Source organism: Campylobacter concisus, from assembly GCF_002092855.1.
Lineage (GTDB): Bacteria > Campylobacterota > Campylobacteria > Campylobacterales > Campylobacteraceae > Campylobacter_A > Campylobacter_A concisus_AI.
Genome location: NZ_LVLC01000030.1, coordinates 79,589 through 102,002 on the forward strand (window position 1 = coordinate 79,589; position 22,414 = coordinate 102,002).

The window sequence follows — 22,414 nt, forward strand, 5'->3', positions numbered from 1 at the left end:
TATTATTTTGAATAAAGCTCTACTATAAATCTTTCCTCAACAGGAATGATAACCTCTTCTCTTTCTGGATTTCTAGTGAAAATTCCAAATTTTTTCTCTTTTTCAACATCTACCCAAGCAACAATACCAGTTTGTGCTGTAAGATCTATCGCACGAACAATTTGTGGATTGTTTTTAGATTTTTCGACAATCTCTACTTTTGCGCCAGGTTCAACTCTGTAAGATGGTATATCTACTCTTTTGCCATTTACTAAAATATGTCCATGAGTTACTAGCTGACGAGCAAAACGACGAGTTGTTGCAAAGCCCATTCTATAAACAACATTATCTAATCTTTGCTCTAGTAGTTGAACCAAAAGGGCACCAGTGTTGCCCTCGCGGCGTGCTGCTTCTTGAAATAATCTTCTAAATTGTTTCTCTGAAACACCATACATGAATTTAGCTTTTTGTTTCTCGCGAAGTTGTAAGCCATATTCGCTTATTTTTGCTCTTCTTTGTCCATGTTGTCCTGGCGCATAAGGTCTTTTTTCAAAAGCACTTTTACCAGCAAGTCTTCTTTCGCCTTTTAACGCAAGAGACACACCAAGACGTCTTTCTAATTTTTCAACAGGTCCTGTATATCTAGCCATAATAATTTCTCCTATTTTTCTCTAATTATACGCGGCGGCGTTTTGGCGGTCTACAACCATTGTGTGGTAAAGGTGTAATGTCTTTAAAGAAAGATACTTTAATTCCTTCAACAGTTCCTACACTTTTAACAGCCGTTTCACGTCCGCTACCTGGACCTTGAACCTTAATACCAACTTCTTTTATACCATGCTCTTTTGCTTTATTTAGAGCATCTTCAACTGCCTGCTGAGCTGCATAAGGAGTTGATTTTTTACTACCTTTAAAGCCTAAGCCACCTGCACTACTCCATGCAATAGCATTTCCCATTTCATCAGTTACAGTTACCATAGTATTATTAAATGTTGCACTGATATAAACGATACCTTTGGCTATGCTTTTTCTAACTACTTTTTTCTTAACAATTTTTCTTTTCGCCATTTATTATCCTTTAACCCTTGCCTTACTTAGTAGCTGCACCGACAGTTTTACGTCTGCCTTTTCTGGTTCTAGCATTAGTTTTAGTCTTTTGACCACGAACAGGAAGACCTTTTCTGTGGCGAAGACCTCTATAACTTCCAAGATCCATAAGAGCTTTGATATCCATAGCAACTTGTTTTCTCAAATCACCCTCAACGATATGATGCTCTTGAATTTCTTTACGGATAGCTGCTGCTTCGTCTTCGCTAAGCTCATAAACTCTCTTGTCGTAAGAAATTCCAGCTGCGTCAAGAATTTGACGAGATTTATAAAGACCTATACCATAAATATAAGTCAAACCATACTCGATTCTCTTTTTGTTTGGTAAATCTACACCTGCAATACGTGCCATGCCTTATCCTTGTCTTTGCTTATGTTTTGGATTTTCGCAGATAACACGAATTATGCCACTACGTTTGACAATTTTACATTTGTCACACATCTTCTTTACAGAAGGACGAACTTTCATTTTAGTCTCCTAAAAATTTATTCCACTTTTTTAGGGGCTGCATCAGGTCTAAAGAAAGAATTTAAACCAACTATTTTCAAAATAAGTGGGGAACTTTGAAAATAATTCTTCATACAGCTTTTCGCAAAGCTTGGATTTTATCCAAAACCAGCTTTAAATTTACTTAGCATATTTGCCAAGGGGCTAAATTTACTTATATCTATAAGTGATCCTGCCCTTGTCTAGGCTATATGGCGTAAGTTCTACTTTTACGCGGTCGCCAGGCATTATCTTTATATAATGCATTCTCATTTTTCCAGCGATATGACATAAAATTATATGTTTGTTGTCAAGCTCAACTTTAAAAGTTGCATTTGGTAGTGCCTCAACAACGTTTCCATCAATCTCAATGACATCGTCTTTTGCCACAAATTCTCCTTTCTTTAAATTTTTACTATAAATTTTATGCTTGGCTTAAAATTTCGGCTTTGCCATTAACTATCGCCATGCAATGCTCATAATGGCTAGTTCTCAAACCATCTTTTGAGGTTACTTTCCAGTTATCGCTTCCTAAAACTGGCGTGCCGTCTTTTTGGCAGATCATTGGCTCTATACAAAATACCATTCCTTCTTTTATCTTTGGTCCAGCTTTTGGGTTATGCCCCTCAAGATAGTTTGGAATTTCTGGCTCTTCGTGTGGCCTTTTTCCTATACCGTGACCGCAATATCCACGTAAAGGCACATAGCCTCTGCCTAGTATAAATTTCTCAAGCTCATAGCAAATTTCTTTAAAATGCATACCAGCTCTTATATAGTCAATCGCAAAATATAGTGCATCTTTTGAGCAAGCGATCAAAGCCTCGTCTTCTTTTGAAATTTTACCAACTCCAAATGTCCTAGCCGAATCGCCAAAATAACCATCTAAATTTGAGCCGATATCAACGCTAACGATATCACCCTCTTTTAGTTTGTATTCATTTGGGATTCCGTGGATCACCACTTCATTGACGCTTATGCAAGCTGCATTTGGAAAGCCATAAAGACCTTTAAAAGCAGGTTTTGCCCCAGCAGCCCTTATCATATCTTCACAAATTTTATCTATCTCAAGAAGGGAAATTCCAGGCTTTATAATCGTAGAAATGTGATCAAGAGTTCGAGCGACGATCTTGTTCGCCGCTCTCATTTTCTCTATCTCAACCGGTCTTTTTAGCGTGATAGCCATTTTATAGACCTACTGCACTTAGAGTTTGGTATTTGTTTGTATAAGACTGAGCTTCTATACGCCTCATGGTATCAAGAGCGACAGAAACCACGATAAGTACTGACGTGCCACCAAAATAAAATGGTACACCCATAGTTTTTACAAGTACCCATGGCAAAGTTGAGATGATGCCTAGATATAAAGCACCGCCCAAAGTTAACCTGCCAGCTACTTCGTTTAGATAGCTAGCCGTACTCTCGCCTGGTCTAACACCAGGTATAAATCCACCTTGTTTCTTTAAATTTTCACTTATATCTTTTGTGTTAAATACGATCGATGCGTAAAAAAACGCAAAGAAGATGATAAATAAAAACGTTAAAAAGTTAAACATATAGCCATTTGGACTTAAAAAGTCGTTGATAGCTTGGATGATCGGATTTGTACTAGCTTGTAAAATAGTACTAGGAAACATCAAAATCGCACTAGCAAATATCGGTGGGATAACGCCGCTTAAATTTACTTTGATCGGTATATAGTTCATTATACGTTTGTTTTGATTTTCCATTATCACTTTTCTTGAGTAAGAAATAGGAATACGCCTTTCGCCCATCTCGACAAATATAATAGCACCAATAGTAGCTAAGATAATCACCAAAATAGCGATAACTGTTAGGAAATTCATCTCAGAAGTATTTACCAAATTTACAGTTCCACCGATCGCGCTAGGTATGCCAGAGACGATACCAGCAAAGATGATAAGACTTATACCGTTGCCTATACCACGCTGTGTTATTTGCTCACCTATCCACATAAGCAGCATAGTTCCAGTTAGCATAGATACAGCAGATATCGCGATAAATAAATTTATATCTATCATGATAGCTTGTTCGCCACCACGACCGCTTAAGCTTTGAAGTCCAATAGAAACGCCGATTGATTGTACAAGAGTGATAACGATAGTTGCATAACGTATAATTTGCATATATTTTTGCATACCGTCGCGCTCTTTTTTCATCTGACCTAACTTTGGAAATGTCGCTGCTAGAAGCTCCATAATAATCGAAGCTGTGATGTAAGGCATGATACCTAGAGATATGATACTTAAACGCTCAGCGGCTTTACCACTAAACATATTAAATAGACCCAAGGCATTGCTATTGTTTGAATTGAAGAATTCTTTAATTACGTCGACATTAACACCAGGAACTGGCACATAAGCCAGTATCCTGTATGCGAACAAAAATGCCAACGTGATTAAAATCTTGTTGGTCAGTGTTTTATCCATTATTTTGTTCCGCTAACGCTAACGTTCTCGTCTTTAATCTTAGAAGCAAGAGCTTTTGCGCTTGCACCGATTAGTTTTATCTTAGTAACGCTCTTTGAAATTTTATGAACGCTAGCTATTGTTGCTATTGAAATTTCAGCAAGCTCTTTTATAGCTGCAATTTTCTCAACATTAATAACATAAGGTTTTTCAAATTTAGAAGTAAAACCTACTTTTGGAAGACGTCTTTGAAGTGGTTGCTGTCCGCCCTCAAAACCTCTTTTCTCATTGTAGCCTTTTCTTGCTCTTTGACCTTTGTTACCTTTACCAGCAGTTTTGCCATTGCCACTGCCTTGACCACGACCTATTCTTTTGGTTGCATGAGTTGAACCTGCAGCAGGTGTTAATTTTTCTAATGCCATCTTAACTCCTTTCTCTTAGCTTTTTAGCAAACTAAGTGCTTTTATAGTAGCACGAACGACGTTTGCTGAGTTGTTTGAGCCAAGTGATTTAGTAAGGATATCCTTAATACCTGCAAGCTCGATAATAGGACGTGCACTACCACCAGCGATAACACCAGTACCCTCACTAGCTGGGCGAAGTAGCATTCTACTTGCGTTATATTTTACCTCTACGTCGTGAGGGATAGTTGTGCCTTTGATCTTAACATGGATAATATTTTTAAATGCGTCGTCAATTGCTTTTCTCATCGCATCTGGTACCTCTTTAGCTTTACCATAACCAAAGCCAACTAGACCATTTCTATTACCAACAACAACTAAAGCCGTAAATCTAAATCTACGGCCACCTTTAACAACCTTTGTAACCCGACCGATATCGACGATTACTTCTTCAAATTCTTCTCTATTATATTTTTCCATCGATTTTCCTTTGGGTTATAGCTTGATGCCATTTTCTCTTAAAGCTTCAGCAAATGCTGCGATAACGCCATGATACAAATAACCATTTCTATCAAAAACTGCAACATCTATCTTCTTAGCTTTTAAAGCCTTAGCAAATTCTTTAGCTAAAGTGACCGCACCTTCTTTATTTGCTTTTATGCCTATCTTTCTGCCATCAACCGCAGCTAGTGTAGTAGCTGTAACGTCATCAATTGCTTGAACATAAAGAGTTCTGTTTGATTTGAAAATAGAAACTCTTGGACAAGTTGCAACACCAGAAATTTTACCTCTGATTCTTCTTTTTCTCTTAATTCTAAGAGCGATTTTTCTTTTTAGTACTTTTGCTGTCATTTACCGCTCCTTACTTCTTAGATGTCTTGCCCGCTTTGCGGATGATGCGTTCTTCTAGATATTTAACGCCTTTGCCTTTGTATGGCTCAGGTGGTCTAAATCCTCTAACTTGAGCAGCCACTTGACCTACTACTTGTTTGTCATCACCTTTGATAGTAATAACGTTTTTCTCAACACTAGCTTCAACGCCTGCTGGTAGCTCATAGTTGATAAGGTGTGAAAAACCAAGAGAAAGCTCTAAAATTTTACCTTTTGCAGCTGCTTTGTAACCAACGCCGTTGATCTCAAGCTGGCGAGTAAATCCCGCAGTGATACCAGTTACGATGTTATTAGCAAGTGCTCTATATGTTCCCCAGTAAGCTCTACTTTGGCGATCTTCGCCTTTTGGAGCAAAAACTATATGACCATTTTCTATCTTGACATCAACATGACCTTTTGTGTCAAGCTCTTTTATATGATTGCCCTTTTTAAATTTTAGGACATTATTTTCAACACTAACGTCTACACCACTTGGGATAGCGATAGGCTGTTTTCCAATACGTGACATTTTTTTCCTTTACTTGTCTAGGGTGTTCCTACATTTACGAATAAACACCACAATGCCGTAAATTTTATCGTCAAATTTGACGAAACCTTCATTTGAATTTCTAAATTTAGCTTGGCAAAATCTAAATTTTACCAAGCTAAAAATTTAACCTTAAAATCATAAGATTAAATAGCGTTTAATGCAGTTTATTACCAAACTGTACAAAGAACTTCGCCGCCAACACCAGCTTTACTTGCTTCAATACCGCTCATAACGCCTTTGCTTGTGCTAACAATAACTGTTCCGTAACCATTTTTAAAACGCTTAATGTCGTCTTTGCCTTGATAAACACGGCGACCAGGTTTTGAAACTCTTTTAAGCTCGTTTATAACGCTTCTGCCGTACTCATCATACTTTAAAACTACGTTTATAAATTTCTTGTTACCTTCTTCGATAACGTTGTAGCTCTCTACATAGCCTTTTGCTGCAAGGATAGAAAGAGTAGCCTCAACAACCTTAGAATGAAGCAATTTCGCAGTTTCAAGCTTTCTCATACTTGCATTTCTAATGCGTGTTAATCCATCTGATATTAAATCGTTTAACATTTCTCTTCCTTACCAACTTGCTTTTTTAAGACCAGGTATTAGGCCTTCGTTAGCCATTTTTCTTAGGCAAACACGGCAAATTCCAAAATCTTTATAAACAGAGTGCGGGCGACCGCAAATTTGGCATCTAGTATAGCCGCGAACCGCAAATTTTGGCTTGCGTGCAGCTTTTGCTATCATTGATTTCTTTGCCATTTTACTTTCCTTTTGCAAACGGCACACCAAATAGCTCTAGCAATTTGAATGCCTCTTTATCATTTTTAGCCGTAGTAGCAATCGTAATATTCATACCATGAGTTCGTAAAATTTTATCATACTCAACCTCTGGAAACATTAGCTGCTCACTAAGACCGAAGTTATAGTTTCCACGTCCGTCAAAACCATTTTTTGGAAGACCACGGAAGTCTTTAACTCTTGGAAGAGCAACGCTGATTAGCTTATCTAAGAAAGCATACATTTGCTCTTTTCTCAAAGTTACTTTGATACCAACAGGGAAACCCTCGCGAACTTTAAAGCCAGCAACTGATTTTTTAGCATCAGTGATAACTGCTTTTTGTCCAGCGATAAGTGAAATGGTATCAGCCATATTTTGAAGCACTTTCTGATCTTTAGCAGAGTCTCCAGCGCCTACACTGATCACAATTTTCTCGAGTGCAGGGATAAGCATTGGATTTTTGATGTCAAATTCTTTTACGAGAGCTGGCTTGATAGTTTCGTTAAATTTATCTTTTAATCTACTCATATCTCTTATCCTTCAACTTTCGCGACATTTGATATGTCAATTGGCATCTCTTTATTTACGTGACCACCATTTGGAGTTTTTTCGCTTGGTTTGATAGCTTTTTTAGCTATTTTGCATCCCTCAACTATAACCTGACCTTTTTTTGCAAGAACTGCTAAAATTTTACCAGTTTTGCCTTTATCGTCACCAGCGATGATCTTAATAGTATCGCCTTTTTTGACTTTAAATTTTACATTAGCCATTATAAAACCTCCGGAGCTAGCGAAACAATCTTCATAAAGTTAGCATATCTAACTTCACGTCCAACTGGTCCAAAAATACGAGTGCCGACTGGCTCTTTTTTGCTATCAAGTATAACAGCTGCGTTCTCGTCAAAGCGGATTAGCGAACCATTATCTCTTTGAACCTCTTTTTTAGTTCTTACAACAACAGCTTTTACAACCTGTCCTTTTTTGATCTTACCATTTGGAAGAGCTTTTTTAACAGAGCAAACTATGATATCGCCAAGTGTAGCGTATCTTCTTTTGCTGCCGCCAAGAACTTTTATACACATTAACTCTTTTGCACCACTATTATCAGCAACTGCAAGTCTTGTAAAACTTTGAATCATTACTCAACTCCCTTTGCCAATACAGCTTTTAAGCGAAAATTCTTGCGAGCTGAAAGTGGTCTGCACTCGATCGCAACAACTGTATCGCCTGCTCTTGTCTCATTTTTCTCATCGTGAACTAAATATTTTTTAAAGCGTTTTACAAATTTATGGTATCTTGGGTGCATAACGCGTCTTTCTACCAAAATAGTAGCTGTTTTATCTCCAGCTTTTTGTAAAACAACACCTTGAATTTCTCTTTTTAATGCCATTTTACGCCCCTTGTCTTGTTGCACTAATTGCAGTGTTGATCTGAGCTATCTCTTTGCGAACAGCACTAATCTCATTAGGGTTGCTTAACTGCATAGTTTTTAGCTTTTGTCTTAAAGTAAATAAAAGCACCTTTTTCTCTTTTAGCAACGCGTTTAATTCTGCAACGCTCTTATCTTTTAACTCAGTATATTTCATTTTCACTCTCTCGCGTTACAAATTTTGATTTGAAAGGAAGTTTGTGTAAAGCCAAAGTTAGAGCTTCACGAGCCAACTCTTCGCTAACACCAGCCATTTCAAATATTATACGACCAGGTTTGATATTCATAACCCACTCTTCAACTCCAGCCTTACCTTTACCCATACGAGTTTGTAGAGGTTTTTTAGTAAGTGGCTTATCAGGGAAAACCCTAATCCAAATTTTAGCCTGTCTTTTTACGTGACGAGTTAGAGCTTGACGAGCAGCTTCTATTTGGCGAGAATTTATTCTGCCAGCTTCAACAGCCTTAAGTGCAAATTCGCCAGTTGCTAAAGATGCTCCACGAGTCGCATAACCACGGTTGCGACCTTTCATTTGCTTACGAAATTTCGTTCTTTTAGGCATCAACATAATTATTTACCTCTTCTTGCTCTACGTGTTTTCTTAGGTGCTTCTTCTTCAGTTTTCTCAGGTTGAACACCTTTTTGAAGAACCTCACCTTTAAAAATCCATACTTTAATACCTATGTTTCCATAAGTCGTATGAGCCTCAGCTACACCGTAATCGATCTTTGCTCTAAGAGTATGAAGCGGAACGCGACCTTCTAGATACCACTCGGTTCTTGCCATCTCAGCACCACCTAAACGACCAGCAACTGAAATTTTGATACCTTTAGCGCCTGATTTTTGAGCACCTTGGATAACTTTTTTCATAGCACGTCTAAATGCGACACGCTTTTCAAGTTGCATAGCTACGTTTTCAGCAGCAAGTTGAGCTGAAGCTTGAGCTTTTCTTTCTTCTTTGATATTTACATTTACTTCTTTACCGATAAGTTTGCTAACTTCGTTCTTTAGGTTTTCAACATCTTGACCTTTTTTGCCAATGATGATACCAGGACGAGCTGCAACTACGGTTACACGAAGTTTTTTAGCCGTTCTTTCGATTAGAATTTGGCTAATTCCTGCATAGTAAAGTTTTTTCTTTAAAAATGCACGAATTTTGTAATCTTCACCGATATTTTCAGGAAGACTTTGTTTGGTTGGAAACCATCTAGATTCCCAGTTGCGGTTAATTCCTAGTCTAAGACCTATTGGATTTACTTTTTGTCCCATATTATGCTTCCTTCTTTTCAGGTTTAGATACTTCTACCATTACATGAGAAGTAGGTTTGCGAATTTTGCTCGCTGTTCCTCTTGCTCTTGGTCTAAATCTCTTTAATACAGGACCAGCGTCAACGCGGCAACTAGTTACTACAACCTCTTCTGGCTCAAATCCGCCATTTGCTACTGCTGAGCTAATAGCGTTTGCTATAAATTTAGCACCACGATTTGGCATAAATTGCAAGCTTGCAAGTGCTAGCTCGGCATTCATGCCTTGAACTTCTCTTGCTATAAGTCTTGCTTTTGTAGGAGAAAGTCTTACGAATTTTATAATTGCTCTACTCATATCATTTCCCCTTACTTGCCGATTTTCTTTTGCACTGAGCCTTTGTGACCCTTAAATGTGCGTGTTGGAGCAAATTCGCCAAGTTTATAGCCTATATGATTTTCTGTAACATATACAGGAATAAAGCTCTTGCCATTATGAACGTTAAATGTTAGTCCAATCATTTCAGGTACAATCGTGCTACGTCTTGACCAAGTCTTGATTGGTTTGTTATCGTTTGCATTTTTTGCGGCAATAACTTTTTTCATTACATGATCATCTACGAAAGGACCTTTTTTGAGTGATCTTGCCATCTCTATTTTCCTTTCCTTCTTGAAATTATAAGCTTATCGCTAGCTTTTTTACGGCGAGTCTTAGCACCTTTAGTTGGTTTACCCCATGGAGTAACTGGGTGACGGCCTGAATTTTTCTTACCTTCACCACCACCGTGTGGGTGATCAACTGGGTTCATAGCAGAACCACGTGTTTGTGGGCGGATACCGCGGTGGCGATTACGTCCGGCCTTACCGATAGTGATGTTAGCCCAGTCTTCGTTGCCAACTACACCGATACTTGCCATACACTCAGCTAGTACTTGTCTCATCTCGCCACTTGGCATTCTTAAGATAACATACTTCTCTTCTTTACCCATTAGCTGAGCATAACCGCCAGCTGAACGAGCTATCTGAGCGCCTTTACCAGGTTTTAGCTCTACGTTATGAACGATAGTACCAACTGGGATAAATCTTAGTTTCATAGCGTTGCCTGGTTTAATATCTAGTGAACCCTCATCGATAGACGCGATAACATCGCCAACATTTAGGCCATTTGGTCTAATGATATAGCGCTTTTCACCATCTTTATAAGCTATAAGAGCGATACGGCAGTTTCTATTTGGATCGTATTCGATCGCTTCAACTTTACCTTCTATACCAAATTTACGACGTTTGAAGTCGATGATACGATAAAGTTTTTTTGCACCTGCTTCTTTATGTCTTGAAGTTATACGGCCATTGTTATTTCTACCACCAGTTGCAGGTATTTTAACAAGCAAGCTTCTAACGCTTGGTTTAGCTGTTATATCTTCAGAGCTTAGTCCAGTGATATATCTGCGACTAGGTGTATATGGTTTATATGATTTTATAGCCATCTTACGCCTCCGTATTTTCTAGGCTTACGCCTTCAGGTAACTTAACGTAGAATTTCTTTATCTCGTCACGCTGACCTGCTCTTCCTCTAAAACGCTTAACTTTGCCGCTAATTCTAAGTGAATTTACGCGAACAGGCGTTACTCCAAAATACTCTTGTAAAACCACTTTTAAGCTGTTTTTTGTAACTCTTGGTGAAGTTTGGATAACAACAACGCCTTGTTCTTGAAGGCCTAGAGTTTTTTCTGTATAAATAATTGTTTTGATATCAGTTATATCCGCCATTTTAGCCCTCTTTTGTTATAGTTTTTAGTGCAGCTTTTTCAATGATAACCGAACTAAATGTAGAGACAAGATAAGCATTTATCTCATTCGCATCTACTACATAGCAGTTTGCTAAATTTCTAAAAGCAAGTAGTGTTTTATCGTCTAGTAAATCTTTAACGATAAGCGCGTCTTTTACTTTTAAATTTTTGATGATATTAGCTGCATCTTTTGTCTTTCCAGACTCGATTGAGATGCTATCTACTGCGAAAATTTTACCATCTTGTGCTTTTACTGCCAAAGCGTACTCAAGAGCTAGTCTTTTTTGTTTTTTATTGACTTTTTGAAAATAGTTTTTCTCGTTTGTTGGACCAAATGCAACTGCACCGCCTACCCAAACGTTAGTTCTAGTTGAACCTGCTCTTGCACCACCACGTCCTTTTTGTCTCCATGGTTTTTTACCACCACCGCTTACAAAAGCACGGCTTTTAGTGTGAGCCGTATTTGCTCTTATACCAGCAAGGTAAGATTTTACATAAAGATATAGGTTGTGCGGATTTACTTCAGCGTAGCTTGCAGGAAGCTCTAACTCGCCTGAATTTTCAAATTTATCGTTTAATACGTGAATTTTACTCATTTTACAATCCTTATTTTACCCATTGCACCATTGTGACCAGGAACGCAACCTTTTACAACTACGATGCCATTTTGAGCGTCAAAGCTTATTAGCTCGTTTTTAACAGTAACTTTCTCATTGCCCATGTGTCCTGCCATTTTCATACCTGGTTGAACACGACCTGGCCATTCGCAGTTACCAATTGAACCGTGGCGTCTGTGGAAACGTGAGCCGTGGCTTTTTGGACCACCGCCAAAACCATGTCTTTTTACCACACCTTGGTAGCCTCTACCTTTTGAGTTAAAGCTAACTTTTAAAATTTTAGCCTCGTTTAATGGTGTAAAGTCTAGGTTTCCAACTTCGCTATTAGCTACTTCAAGCGTAGCAAATTTGTTAAATTCTGCAGTCAGATTGTATTTCTTTTGCTGACCAGCGATAGCTTTGTTGTTTGCTTTAGTGTGGGCATACGCTACGATAGCACGTTTGTTTTCGTCGATCTCACATACTTTAGCCTCAACTAGCTTAAGTAGTGTAACTGGCGTACTCTTCGTGGCAATCGTTCTACTCATGCCTATTTTTTCTACAATATATTCCATACTCTTATCCTTTTGTCCGCTTATTTCATCGCACGAACTTCGACATTAACTTCTGGAGCTAGGTCGAGTTTTGTTAGGCTATCTACAGTTTCTGGAGTAGCAGCTACGATGTCAAGCATACGAGCGTGTATTCTCATCTCAAACTGCTCACGTGAGTCTTTGTTGATGTGTGGAGATTTTAAGACTGTATAGCGTTTGATCTTTGTAGGCATTGGTACCGGGCCACGAACGTCGGCACCTGTTCGTTTGACAGCTTCTACGATTGCTGCAACAGTGCGGTCTAGAACTCTATGGTCGTAAGCTTTTAGCTTTAACCTGATTCTTTCCATGTGTTTTCCTTTAAAAAGAACTTGTCGCAAACTCGCGACCTCTTTACATCAAAATAACTCGCATAGGATCAAGCGATCGTACGAGCAAAGACGCTTGTCTTTTCGTAAAGAGAACGCGATTTTACAAAAAAGCTATTATAGTTGTCAAGAAAAACGTTATTTTTTGATGAATTTTGATTAATTATTTCCTTTTAATAAGGAAAATATAAAATTTAAAAAGATAAGATTCCAAGAAATTAAAATTTTAAAGAGAAAAGATGCCGATCTTTAATACAAAATTCTTACTAACCCAAGATCAAGACGAGGAGAAGCTTAAAAAGCGTTATGCAAATTTGCAAATGTATCAGGTAAAAGCTAGTGACATTAAGAGCTTCAAAGAAGAAAAATTTCAGACGCAGTTTCTAAAAGATATCTTTGAAGACTGCCTTGGCTACACTTTGGACACTACTAACCCTACAACTTTTAACCTTGAGCGCGAGAAAAAGAACGAAACTGACGGCAAAAAGACAGACGGGGCGATACTTATAAATGGCGAAGTTAGATGCGTGATCGAGCTAAAAGATCAAACCACGCAATATCTTGATAAAACTCCGTCCAACCGCGAGCTTAGCCCGGTAGATCAAGCTTTTCGCTATTTTGTCTCACACGACAATGCCAAATATGTCGTTGTTTCAAATTTTAATGAACTGCGCTTTTACATCGGCAATAAAACAACATTTGAAAAATTTGACCTTTTTACAGCAAACTTTGACGAGTTTAAAAGACTTCATTTGCTGCTTAGCTTTGAGAGTATTAGCACGGATCTGCCACTAAAGCTAAAAGAGAAATTTGCCACTCACGAGCGCGAAATTTCAAACAAATTTTATAAAGACTTTAGCGCATTTAGACTTGCTCTTTTTAAAAATATTTGCAAAAACAATGCCAGCATTGATAAAAATAGGCTTTTAAGCCTGACTCAAAAACTATGTGATAGATTTGTCTTTATACTATTTGCTGAAGACCGCGGACTACTAAGACTTCGCACGATAGCCGAGATAAAAGATAAATTTCAAAACCAAGTTACTGAGCTTAGTTTTTATGACTTTTACAAAATTTACTTTAAAGCCATTGATGAAGGTAGTGAACGTCTTGATATCAAACGCTACAATGGCGGGCTTTTTGCCACAGATACTGAGCTTGATGCGCTAAAGATAGACGATAGCGTGCTTGAAGCGCAGTTTTTAAGCGACTATGATTTTTTAAGCGACATCGGTGTAAATATCCTAGGACATATCTTTGAAAGCTCACTAAACGACCTTGAAGAGCTAAATGCGCAAATAAATGGTAATGAATTTGATGCCAAACAGAGCAAACGCAAAAAAGATGGCATATTTTATACGCCAGAATTTATAACAGAATTTATAATTGAGAATTCGCTTGGTACGCTTTGTAAAGCCAAAAAAGATGAGCTAGGGCTTGATCTAAATGAGCTATTAGCACCAAAAAATCCCAAAAAATTAACCAAAGCAGAAAGTGAGATCAAAGACAAAATTTATGCTTACCGCAAGTGGCTCTTATCCCTTAAGATACTTGATCCAGCTTGTGGCTCTGGTGCGTTTTTAAACCAAGCTTTAGAATTTCTCATTAGCGAGCATGGCGCATTAGACACTTACCGCAAAGTATATGAGGGCGAGGGCTTGGGGCTTTACGATATAGAAAGCACTATTTTAGAAAATAATCTTTACGGCGTAGATATAAATGCCGATGCGGTCGAGATCGCCAGACTATCTCTTTGGCTCCGCACAGCTGCAAAAGGACGAGTTTTAACAGATCTTAGTAAAAATTTAGTAGCAGCAAACTCACTTTTAAAATTTCCTTTTGACTTTAAATTTGATGTCGTTATCGGCAATCCTCCCTATGTCAGACAAGAGGCGATAAAAGAGCAAAAACCAGCCCTACAAAAATATAAAGTTTATAGCGGAACGGCTGATTTGTTTGTCTATTTTTATGAGCTTGGCATTACACATCTAAAAGAAAATGGGCTTTTAGGTTTTATATGTTCAAATAAATTTTTCCGTGCCAGCTATGGTGAAAATTTACGTAGATTTATATTAGAAAATACGCAAATAACGCACATTATTGATTTTGCTGGGGTTAAAGTTTTTGAAGACGCGAGCGTAGATAGCGCGATTACTATTTTTAAAAAAATAAGAGCCGGTGAAAATTCAAAATTTAATTTCCTAGCTTCAAACAGCATAAATTTAAAAACGCAAAAATTTATCCAAATACCACAATCCACGCTAAACGAAACAAATTTCACTTTCCTAGATAGCAGCAAATTTGAGCTAAAAAGCAAGATCGAAAAAGTCGCAAAGCCATTAAAAGATTGGGGTGTGAATATCAATTATGGTGTCAAAACTGGACTAAACGAAGCATTTATCATCGACGATAGCGCTCGTGATAAAATTTTAAATAACTGTACTGGAGAAGAAAGAGGGCGGACGCAAAAGCTCATTAGACCGATCTTACGAGGTCGAGATATAAAGCGTTATGACTATGAGTGGGCTGGGCTGTGGCTCATTTGCACATTTCCGGCGTTAAAGATAGATATTGAAAATTTTCCAAGTCTTAAGGGATATTTACAAAATTTCTTGCCTTATATAGCACAAAGTGGCGAAACTATAAATGGTAAAAAATGCCGTAAAAAAACATCAAATAAATGGTTTGAGGCGCAAGACAATATCGCTTATTATGAAGAATTCGAAAAAGAGAAAATTTTATGCGCCAGAATGGTGCAAAGCCCAAAATTTGCTTACGATGCAAATAATAATATTCCAGACAATACTGCATATTGCATAACTGGCGAAAATCTAAAATTTTTATTAGCCTTTTTAAATTCAACAGCTGTTTATAAAATTTTCAACTTTTTCTATGCTGGAGGCGGACTTGAAGGCGAAATAAAAATAAATCGCTTAGAAATTTTGCCTATCCCCCAAATAACGCCACAAAATGAAAATTTAGCAAACGAGATAATAAATTTGATTGATGAAATTTTAAAAGCCAATGAAAAAATCAAGCTTTACGAGAAGCACATGCCTACTTTAACTCTTTATGAAAAGCTAGAAGCTAAAGAAAATATCGACGCGCTAAATAACAAAATCAAGGCAAGTAACGAAAAAATAGACGAACTTGTTTTTGAGCTTTATGAGCTAACGAGCGACGAGATCGCACTTATAACGGGGGGGGGTTCTGAAGGTATAGCAAAAATTTACATATACATCTTACAAAGGGGAGAAAATGAACCAATTAGAGCTTTATTACAATCAGCCGCTTAAATCAAGTAAATTTATCCCCAGGAAATACGAAATCATCTCGCCAAAGACGCTTATAATAGGCGCCATTTCAAGTGGCAAAACAGCCCTTGTTTATGAGTTTTTGAGCCATTATAAAAGCGAGGAGAGACTTTATGTAAATTTAGACGATCTAAGGATAGACAGAGCCTTGCTTTTAGCAAATTTAAAAGAATTTTTAGAAAAAAATACCCAGATAAAGGTGATCGCAGTTGAAAATTTACAAGCTGCTGACCTTGCAAATTTAGACTTTTTAAAGGGCGCAACACTTGAAAATATCATCCTTACAAGCAAGGAATTTTCACTCACGATTGACGGCTTTGCACGCATAAATTTAAACTATCTCGACTACGAGGAATTTATACTATTTTTTAAGAAAAATTTGGACCAAGACCTGCTTTTTAGCTACTTTTTGGCTCATGGCAATGAGATAGCAAGTGCTTTTTTAGACTCCAGCGAGGTCACAGCGCACTTGCAACAGCTCTTAAGAGCAAATTTAAGCGAGCAAAGCATTGCGATTTTAAAAGAATGTACTCCAAAATGCCACGATGTGCTTAGTACTTTTGGTATCTACAAAAACCTAAAAGAGCAGATGAAAATCTCAAAAGATAGTGTCTATAACGCAGTAACCAGCCTTAATGAAAATGGCTTTATAGAATTAGTACCAAATTTAGATGAGAGTAGCACGAGCAAAAAGCTCTACTTTACAAATTTTGCACTTCGTAACGCTTTATACCTAAAAAAGGACTTTTTGGCCGTCTTTGCAAATGTAGTTTTTTGCGAGTTGCTTAAATTTAAAGATGAAATTTACTACACAAAAGAGATTGATTTCTTCCTTAATAAAAGGAAGATCGCAATCATCTGTGTGCCGTTTTCTGCACCAGAGATCATCTTCTTGAAATTTAAAAAACTCCACGCAAGCTTAAAAGAGCTGGGTGTAAGCAAGCTTCAGATAATCAGCGTCGCAAACCAAGCTGAGCTTAGCTTTGAGGGCATAAAATGCGAAATTTTGCCATTTTCTAGGTGGAGTCTAGGTTTATAAATTTAAACCTTTATTTGATTATTGTTTTAAAAGCTTAAAGTAAAGAAGCTATAATCAACAAAACTATGAAGGACGGACATGAGAGCATTTATTGGGATTTTTATACTTATAGTAAGCCTATTTGGCTATGAGATAAATCACGAAAACTGGGCAAAATTTTATAAATTTATTGGTGAGGCGAATGGTATAAAATTTGAAGTGTATATGAACTATTTTAAAGATGAATTTGAAAATTTTAAGCAAAGTAAGAGCTTTAAAGTGCCAGCCAAGATAAGCGGGCATATCTTTTTTGATGGCACAAAATACGACTACGAAAAAGGTAATCTTGAGCAAAATAGCAGTGAAATTTCATCGCTAAATGCTGTATCTGATAAGATAAATTTAGACGTTAAAAATGAAAATGGCGAGCTAAAGGGCAAAATAATCGTTAAAAACAAAGCCTATAATGCGACTATCAAAAAAGAAAAAGAGTATGAAATGCTAAATATTGGCATCCAAATGACCGAAGCAAATGGCACAAGATACGAAGCTATAATTAACGATATATTTGCCAAAGAATCGGCTAAAAAAAATAAAAATAAATTACTCTCGACACTTTATGACCTAAAAAGCGAGCGTAAAAAATGGCCAAATAACCAATTTGAAAGCCTAGATAACATCTACTATATAAATGACAAAATAAAAAGTATCTGCACCTATAAAAACAATAAAACTAGCTGCGATGTCGTCTTAATTAAAACCAACAAAAAGCTAAAGTTAAAGCAGATTTTTAAAGATATGAACGATCCTCATCTAAAAGCAATCCTTGCAACAGCAGGCGTTAGCGAAAATTTTGTGCTTTCGCCACTTGGGCTTACCTTTTTAAACGAGGAGCAAATTAGCGTGCCACTTGATGAGCTAAGACCTTACTTTAGCGATGAAATCGGGCTTTAATGGCAAAAATTTGTGGCATAGATGAGGCTGGACGTGGGGCTTTAGCTGGGCCTTTAAGCGTAGCGGCCTGCGTGCTAAATAAAGAAATTTCAGGCCTAAACGACTCCAAAAAACTAACCGCAAAAAAGCGTGAGGAGCTTTTTAAAGAGATTATAAAAAGCTCCAACTTTCTCATCATCTACTTCTCAAATGCGCAAATAGACGAACTTGGGCTAAGCGAGTGCTTAAGACGAGCGCTCAAAATTTTTAAGGTGCATTTTGAGGGCTTTGAGATCATTTATGATGGAAATTTAGACTATGGCGTAGGTATCACAACGATGATAAAAGCTGACGGCAAGGTCGCTGGGGTAAGCGCTGCTAGCATATTAGCAAAGGTTAGCCGCGATAGTTTAATGAAAGGCTGGGATAAAATTTACTCAAAATATGGCTTTTCTAGGCACAAAGGATACGGCACAAAAGCACATTTAGAAGCCATTGCCAAGTTTGGCTATTCAGGCCTTCATAGAAAAAGCTTTGTAGTAAAGTCTTTTGAAAAATCTCTATTTGACTAAAATTAATTATCTAAGCATCAAATAGATGCTTAGATAACGCCTTTTTTAATGGCAGCCACAACCGCAACTACCACTACTTTTAATAGCATCAAATACTGCATCGTAGTTTGGCTCTTCTGTCACTTCAGGGACGATTTGTTTGTGAATTATTACGCCATCATTGATGACAAATACCGCTCTTGCAAGTAGCCCTTTTAGTGGGCCATCGCTCATTAAGACACCATAGTTTTTAGCAAATTCTCCGTATCTAAAGTCGCTTCCAACATGTAAATTTGCTATGCCTTCAGTCGTGCAAAATCTACCCATCGCAAATGGCAAATCATTTGAGATGATGCTAAGTTTTACACCATGTTTGCCAGCTACTTTTTCGTTAAATTTACGAGCCTCTGCTGCACAAACGCCAGTATCAAGTGATGGTAAGCAAACAAGTACTTCTACGCCATTATTTCCGCCTACACTAAACTCGCTAAGATCTTGCGCTACGACTTTTGCTTCAGGCGCATAAGAGCCTACAAAGACCTCGTTTCCACTTAAATTTACCTCACTACCTTTAAATTTTGTAGTTGCCATATCTATCTCCTTTATTATTTTTTTGCTTTTTTAAATGCTTGATCAAGATCCGCTATTAGATCATCAGCGTTTTCGATACCGATGGCTAATCGAAGCAAGTTTTGCTTTATACCGATCTTATCTAGTACCTCTTTTGGAAATGCCTCATGCGTCATCGTCGCAGGCCTGCAGATAAGGCTTTCTACGCCACCAAGGCTCACTGCTAGATCAAAAATTTCTAGCGATTTTACAAATTTATTTACATCATATTTTTCATCAAGCTCAAATGAGATGAGCGCGCCAATGTCGCTTGCTTGAGCTGCTTGCATTTTTGCCTCTTGCTCGCTATATGAGCCAGCAAAATGCACAACGCTAACAGCGTCATTATTCTGCAAAAATTTGATGATTTTATGTGCATTTTGTGTTTGTCTGTCAAACCTAACGCTAAGTGTTTTAAGCCCACGTATTAGGTAGTATGCGTCCATCGGACTGATGATGCCACCAAGCGTGTTTTTAGCAAATTTTATCTTCTCAGCCAAAGCATCGTCGTTTAGCGTGACGATACCAGCGATCACGTCAGCGTGTCCGCCGATATACTTTGTAGCGCTATAAACCACGATATCAGCTCCATGATCAAGTACTCTTTGATAATAAGGCGTTAAAAATGTGTTATCCACGATGACTAGAGCGCCTTTTTTGTGAGCGATCTTTGAAATTCTAGCGATATCTGTCACTCTTAAGAGAGGATTTGACGGAGTTTCGATAAATATCGCCGCCACATCGTCGCTTATGTCATCTTCGCTTAAAAAATTTAGATCGTCTATAAATTCGCTCTTTATGCCGTGGCTTTCAAAAACGGTCGTGACATATCTATAAGTGCCGCCATAGACGTTACTATTTAGTAGGACCTTTTGCCCAGTTTTTATAAGGCTAAGTGCCGCGGCTGTTGCTGCCATGCCTGAACCAAAGCTAAAAGCGTATTTGCTGCCTTCAACCTTTGCAAAAATTTCATCAAATGCTTTTTTTGTAGGGTTGTTGCCACGCGAATATGCAAATTCTTGAAAATTCTCAAGATCATCTTGCACAAATGTACTTGCTAAAAAAATAGGCGGAATGACAGCTTTATTTGGATTATTTTTAGCTTCGATGCCTTTTACGATCAATGTGTCAAGTTTCATAAATTTCCTTTTAAAAATTTGTGAAATCTTACATAATAAAGATTAATCTTCCCCAAACCCACCCAAAACGTAGCTAAATCAGTAAGTGGTAGTAACGTTTATTTTTAAGAATGCATTTTTTAAATTGCTGGGATAAATTTAAACTTTTGCTCTCCCCGCAAGCCTAATAAATTTTTCTTTTTACTCGCCTTTAGCTAAATTTTCACCATAAATTTTACTCTACAAGATCAACTTGCCAGTTTGCCTCTTGTAGCTTCATATCTAGCTCTCTGATCTCTTTTGATAGCTCGTCTATTTGCTTTTGGAGCGTGGCTACATCAACACTACTTAAAATTTTTATCTCACTATTTGAGTAAAGATCGACCTTTTGGCTTGCACTTTTGGCAAATTCCCTAAGCACGCTTGCTTTTTGGCTTAGTGTATCTTTTTTAGCGATCATTTCAGTTAGACTCACGCCTTCAAATTTTGCACTTGAGTTTGTTAAATTTATAGCCAAGATCAGCCTAAATAGCTCATCGCTTAGCCTATCAAGCTCTTTTAAAAGAAGCTTTGGATCTTCGCTAGGTCTTTCATTTTCTTGTATTTTTGCATTATCAAGCAACCTACCTTTTAGCTGCTCTAAGCGTTTTTGTGTATCGGCCCTTAAAATGAGAGCCTGAGCTAATTTCATCATTTTTCCTTTTGAAATATTAAATTGAGAGAAAATTTCAAATTATATTAGTATCTTTTGGGTTATAATTGATTTAAAATTTTATTTTAAGGAAAAGCTATGAAGTACGATTTTGATACGCTTATTAGCAGAGATGGCACTAACTCATCGAAGTGGCGAATGAAAAATGACATTTTGCCAATGTGGGTTGCTGATATGGATTTTAAGGCTGCACCTGAAATTTTAAATGCCCTACAAAAGCGTCTTGATAATGGCGTCTTTGGCTACTCATTTATTCCAAAAGAGTGGAACGAAGCGATCAAAGGCTGGTGGAAGAGGCGTCATGACGTTAGCTTTGAAAACGATTGGATGTGCTTTTGCACTGGTGTTATACCAGCGATTTCAACTGCTATTAGAAGATTTAGTAATCCAGGAGATCAAATTTTAGTTCAAACTCCTGTCTATCACGTATTTTTTAACTGCATTAAAAATAATGGCCGTGAAATTTTATCAAATGACCTTATCTATAAAGATGGCTCTTATGAGATTGATTTTGAAGACCTTGAAGCAAAGCTAGCGCAGCCGCTAACAACTATGATGCTCCTTTGCAATCCTCACAATCCAATAGGAAAAATTTGGGACAAAGAGACGCTTAAAAAGATAGGTGAGCTTTGCTATAAGCATGATGTTTTGGTTATCAGCGATGAGATCCACTGCGACATAACTGATCCTGGGCTAAGCTACGTGCCATTTATCAGCGTTAGCGAAGAGTGCAAAAATAACTCAATCACATGCGTCTCACCTACAAAAGCCTTTAATATAGCTGGACTTCAAAGCTCAGCCATCATCACGCCAAATGAGCAGATACGTGCCAGAATAAATGCGGCTGTAAATTATGATGAGATAGGTGAGGCAAACGCATTTGCAATAACTGCGACAATAGCGGCATTTAACGATAGCCAAACATGGCTTGATGAACTTAGGGATTATCTCTTTGAAAACAAAAAAATCGTTATAAATTTCATAAAAGAGCAAAATTTGCCAGTAAAGCTTCTGCCTTCAAATGCGACTTATCTTTTATGGCTTGATTGCAGCGCGTTTTGCGAGGATTCGAGCGACTTTATGAATTTCTTGCGTGACAAAGCTGGACTTTGGCTAAATGATGGCAATGCTTACAGGGGAGATAGATTTTTCCTCCGTATGAATATCGCAACCCAAAGAGCCAGAGTGCTTGAAGGGCTAAAACGCTTACAAAATGGTATAAATTTATACACTTCAAAAAAATAAATTGAGTAAATTTGGCTGGGTGGCTTTTGAATTTTAAGCTACTCCTGCCTAATATTAATACAGCTCGGGGAATTTTTGAAGCAGTAAATATTGCCCCCACTTTTTTGAATATTGTGGCGGTTTGAATCTTAAAACCAAAATATTTCACTCTCACTTTTGTAAATTAAATAGAATGCTGCTTGGTTGCAATAGAGCAAGCTATAAATCTAACTTTTGCCATTTTTCTATTTCATCAGCACGCGTTAGAGTGCCAAAAGAGTACCATGGGCACTTGGGAGTTATTTTAAAGTTGCAAAACGCATTCTTTTTTAAACATTAACGTGGCTTTGGCTCAT

At 37.6% G+C, this 22,414-nt stretch carries 35 protein-coding genes; 5 read left to right on the top strand and 30 right to left on the bottom strand.

The window, feature by feature from the left end:
- Positions 1-2: 2 nt before the first annotated feature.
- From rpsD to rpsJ, 27 genes are all read right to left on the bottom strand, one after another.
- Positions 3-629 carry a 30S ribosomal protein S4 gene (rpsD, locus tag A3223_RS08095; protein WP_054197275.1) on the bottom strand — a complete coding sequence of 209 codons (627 nt, stop codon included), beginning with the start codon at positions 627-629 and terminating at the stop codon, positions 3-5.
- Between the two features lie 25 nt (positions 630-654).
- Entirely contained in the window at positions 655-1,047 is a 393-nt protein-coding gene (rpsK, locus tag A3223_RS08100; protein WP_021091081.1) for a 30S ribosomal protein S11, read from the bottom strand.
- 22 nt (positions 1,048-1,069) lie between these two features.
- Positions 1,070-1,438 (bottom strand): 30S ribosomal protein S13, encoded by a 369-nt coding sequence (rpsM, locus tag A3223_RS08105; RefSeq protein WP_002941610.1) that lies wholly within the window; start codon positions 1,436-1,438, stop codon positions 1,070-1,072.
- Between the two features lie 3 nt (positions 1,439-1,441).
- Positions 1,442-1,555, bottom strand: coding sequence for a 50S ribosomal protein L36 (gene rpmJ, locus A3223_RS08110; RefSeq protein ID WP_002941545.1), 114 nt, complete (start codon positions 1,553-1,555; stop codon positions 1,442-1,444).
- Positions 1,556-1,744: 189 nt separating this feature from the next.
- Positions 1,745-1,963, bottom strand: a complete 219-nt coding sequence (gene infA / locus A3223_RS08115) for a translation initiation factor IF-1 (RefSeq protein ID WP_002848031.1) — start codon at positions 1,961-1,963, stop codon at positions 1,745-1,747.
- 34 nt (positions 1,964-1,997) lie between these two features.
- Complete coding sequence (gene map / locus A3223_RS08120; RefSeq protein ID WP_021091100.1) at positions 1,998-2,756, bottom strand: type I methionyl aminopeptidase; 759 nt, start codon at positions 2,754-2,756, stop codon at positions 1,998-2,000.
- A 1-nt stretch (position 2,757) separates the two neighbouring features.
- Positions 2,758-4,020, bottom strand: coding sequence for a preprotein translocase subunit SecY (secY, locus tag A3223_RS08125; protein ID WP_054197277.1), 1,263 nt, complete (start codon positions 4,018-4,020; stop codon positions 2,758-2,760).
- Complete coding sequence (gene rplO / locus A3223_RS08130) at positions 4,020-4,421, bottom strand: 50S ribosomal protein L15 (RefSeq protein WP_021089212.1); 402 nt, start codon at positions 4,419-4,421, stop codon at positions 4,020-4,022. The genes secY and rplO overlap by 1 nt, the downstream gene beginning before the upstream one ends.
- A 15-nt stretch (positions 4,422-4,436) precedes the next feature.
- Positions 4,437-4,880, bottom strand: a complete 444-nt coding sequence (gene rpsE, locus A3223_RS08135; RefSeq protein WP_002941646.1) for a 30S ribosomal protein S5 — start codon at positions 4,878-4,880, stop codon at positions 4,437-4,439.
- Positions 4,881-4,895: 15 nt separating this feature from the next.
- Entirely contained in the window at positions 4,896-5,252 is a 357-nt protein-coding gene (gene rplR, locus A3223_RS08140; RefSeq protein ID WP_021091120.1) for a 50S ribosomal protein L18, read from the bottom strand.
- A gap of 10 nt (positions 5,253-5,262) precedes the next feature.
- Complete coding sequence (gene rplF / locus A3223_RS08145) at positions 5,263-5,799, bottom strand: 50S ribosomal protein L6 (RefSeq protein WP_021091127.1); 537 nt, start codon at positions 5,797-5,799, stop codon at positions 5,263-5,265.
- A gap of 188 nt (positions 5,800-5,987) precedes the next feature.
- Complete coding sequence (rpsH, locus tag A3223_RS08150) at positions 5,988-6,383, bottom strand: 30S ribosomal protein S8 (protein WP_021091129.1); 396 nt, start codon at positions 6,381-6,383, stop codon at positions 5,988-5,990.
- 9 nt (positions 6,384-6,392) lie between these two features.
- On the bottom strand, positions 6,393-6,578 hold the full coding sequence (locus A3223_RS08155) for a type Z 30S ribosomal protein S14 (protein ID WP_002941532.1): 186 nt from the start codon (positions 6,576-6,578) through the stop codon (positions 6,393-6,395).
- A gap of 1 nt (position 6,579) precedes the next feature.
- Entirely contained in the window at positions 6,580-7,125 is a 546-nt protein-coding gene (gene rplE / locus A3223_RS08160; protein WP_002941643.1) for a 50S ribosomal protein L5, read from the bottom strand.
- Positions 7,126-7,130: 5 nt separating this feature from the next.
- Positions 7,131-7,367, bottom strand: coding sequence for a 50S ribosomal protein L24 (rplX, locus tag A3223_RS08165; RefSeq protein WP_084109889.1), 237 nt, complete (start codon positions 7,365-7,367; stop codon positions 7,131-7,133).
- Positions 7,367-7,735 (bottom strand): 50S ribosomal protein L14, encoded by a 369-nt coding sequence (gene rplN / locus A3223_RS08170; RefSeq protein ID WP_021091075.1) that lies wholly within the window; start codon positions 7,733-7,735, stop codon positions 7,367-7,369. Before rplN ends, rplX begins: the two co-directional genes overlap by 1 nt.
- Positions 7,735-7,986 (bottom strand): 30S ribosomal protein S17, encoded by a 252-nt coding sequence (gene rpsQ, locus A3223_RS08175; protein ID WP_021091107.1) that lies wholly within the window; start codon positions 7,984-7,986, stop codon positions 7,735-7,737. The genes rplN and rpsQ overlap by 1 nt, the downstream gene beginning before the upstream one ends.
- 1 nt (position 7,987) lies before the next feature.
- Positions 7,988-8,182 (bottom strand): 50S ribosomal protein L29, encoded by a 195-nt coding sequence (gene rpmC, locus A3223_RS08180; RefSeq protein ID WP_002941625.1) that lies wholly within the window; start codon positions 8,180-8,182, stop codon positions 7,988-7,990.
- Complete coding sequence (gene rplP / locus A3223_RS08185) at positions 8,169-8,594, bottom strand: 50S ribosomal protein L16 (RefSeq protein ID WP_021091116.1); 426 nt, start codon at positions 8,592-8,594, stop codon at positions 8,169-8,171. The genes rpmC and rplP overlap by 14 nt, the downstream gene beginning before the upstream one ends.
- 2 nt (positions 8,595-8,596) lie before the next feature.
- Positions 8,597-9,295: a 30S ribosomal protein S3 gene (rpsC, locus tag A3223_RS08190; RefSeq protein ID WP_002941650.1), complete on the bottom strand. Its 699-nt coding sequence runs from the start codon at positions 9,293-9,295 to the stop codon at positions 8,597-8,599.
- A 1-nt stretch (position 9,296) separates the two neighbouring features.
- Entirely contained in the window at positions 9,297-9,629 is a 333-nt protein-coding gene (rplV, locus tag A3223_RS08195) for a 50S ribosomal protein L22 (RefSeq protein ID WP_002941544.1), read from the bottom strand.
- Positions 9,630-9,640: 11 nt separating this feature from the next.
- On the bottom strand, positions 9,641-9,922 hold the full coding sequence (gene rpsS / locus A3223_RS08200) for a 30S ribosomal protein S19 (protein WP_002941639.1): 282 nt from the start codon (positions 9,920-9,922) through the stop codon (positions 9,641-9,643).
- A 2-nt stretch (positions 9,923-9,924) separates the two neighbouring features.
- Positions 9,925-10,758 (bottom strand): 50S ribosomal protein L2, encoded by an 834-nt coding sequence (rplB, locus tag A3223_RS08205; protein ID WP_084109890.1) that lies wholly within the window; start codon positions 10,756-10,758, stop codon positions 9,925-9,927.
- A 1-nt stretch (position 10,759) separates the two neighbouring features.
- Entirely contained in the window at positions 10,760-11,041 is a 282-nt protein-coding gene (locus A3223_RS08210) for a 50S ribosomal protein L23 (protein WP_084109891.1), read from the bottom strand.
- A gap of 1 nt (position 11,042) precedes the next feature.
- On the bottom strand, positions 11,043-11,657 hold the full coding sequence (gene rplD, locus A3223_RS08215) for a 50S ribosomal protein L4 (RefSeq protein WP_084109892.1): 615 nt from the start codon (positions 11,655-11,657) through the stop codon (positions 11,043-11,045).
- Complete coding sequence (rplC, locus tag A3223_RS08220; RefSeq protein ID WP_002941563.1) at positions 11,654-12,232, bottom strand: 50S ribosomal protein L3; 579 nt, start codon at positions 12,230-12,232, stop codon at positions 11,654-11,656. The genes rplD and rplC overlap by 4 nt, the downstream gene beginning before the upstream one ends.
- Positions 12,233-12,252: 20 nt before the next feature.
- Entirely contained in the window at positions 12,253-12,561 is a 309-nt protein-coding gene (gene rpsJ, locus A3223_RS08225) for a 30S ribosomal protein S10 (RefSeq protein WP_009295257.1), read from the bottom strand.
- 257 nt (positions 12,562-12,818) lie between these two features.
- Between rpsJ and A3223_RS08230 the strand changes: the two genes are divergently transcribed.
- The 4 genes from A3223_RS08230 to A3223_RS08245 all read left to right on the top strand — a co-directional run bounded on the left by A3223_RS08230 (position 12,819) and on the right by A3223_RS08245 (position 18,416).
- Positions 12,819-15,875, top strand: coding sequence for an Eco57I restriction-modification methylase domain-containing protein (locus A3223_RS08230; protein ID WP_084109893.1), 3,057 nt, complete (start codon positions 12,819-12,821; stop codon positions 15,873-15,875).
- Positions 15,838-16,932: an ATP-binding protein gene (locus A3223_RS08235; protein WP_084109894.1), complete on the top strand. Its 1,095-nt coding sequence runs from the start codon at positions 15,838-15,840 to the stop codon at positions 16,930-16,932. Before A3223_RS08230 ends, A3223_RS08235 begins: the two co-directional genes overlap by 38 nt.
- 78 nt (positions 16,933-17,010) lie before the next feature.
- The gene (locus tag A3223_RS08240) at positions 17,011-17,865 is read left to right on the top strand and encodes an S-adenosylmethionine tRNA ribosyltransferase (protein WP_084109895.1); all 855 of its coding nucleotides are present in this window, start codon (positions 17,011-17,013) and stop codon (positions 17,863-17,865) included.
- Positions 17,865-18,416, top strand: a complete 552-nt coding sequence (locus tag A3223_RS08245; RefSeq protein WP_084109896.1) for a ribonuclease HII — start codon at positions 17,865-17,867, stop codon at positions 18,414-18,416. Before A3223_RS08240 ends, A3223_RS08245 begins: the two co-directional genes overlap by 1 nt.
- A gap of 45 nt (positions 18,417-18,461) precedes the next feature.
- Here the strand turns inward: A3223_RS08245 and tpx are convergent, their stop codons facing one another.
- The 3 genes from tpx to A3223_RS08260 form a co-directional block, all read right to left on the bottom strand.
- Complete coding sequence (gene tpx, locus A3223_RS08250) at positions 18,462-18,986, bottom strand: thiol peroxidase (RefSeq protein WP_084109897.1); 525 nt, start codon at positions 18,984-18,986, stop codon at positions 18,462-18,464.
- A gap of 14 nt (positions 18,987-19,000) precedes the next feature.
- Complete coding sequence (locus A3223_RS08255) at positions 19,001-20,143, bottom strand: trans-sulfuration enzyme family protein (RefSeq protein ID WP_084109898.1); 1,143 nt, start codon at positions 20,141-20,143, stop codon at positions 19,001-19,003.
- A 214-nt stretch (positions 20,144-20,357) separates the two neighbouring features.
- Positions 20,358-20,813, bottom strand: coding sequence for a DIP1984 family protein (locus A3223_RS08260; RefSeq protein WP_084109899.1), 456 nt, complete (start codon positions 20,811-20,813; stop codon positions 20,358-20,360).
- Positions 20,814-20,912: 99 nt separating this feature from the next.
- On the opposite strand from A3223_RS08260, the gene A3223_RS08265 reads away from it, so the two are divergent.
- The gene (locus tag A3223_RS08265; RefSeq protein WP_084109900.1) at positions 20,913-22,079 is read left to right on the top strand and encodes a MalY/PatB family protein; all 1,167 of its coding nucleotides are present in this window, start codon (positions 20,913-20,915) and stop codon (positions 22,077-22,079) included.
- Positions 22,080-22,414 lie beyond the last annotated feature (335 nt).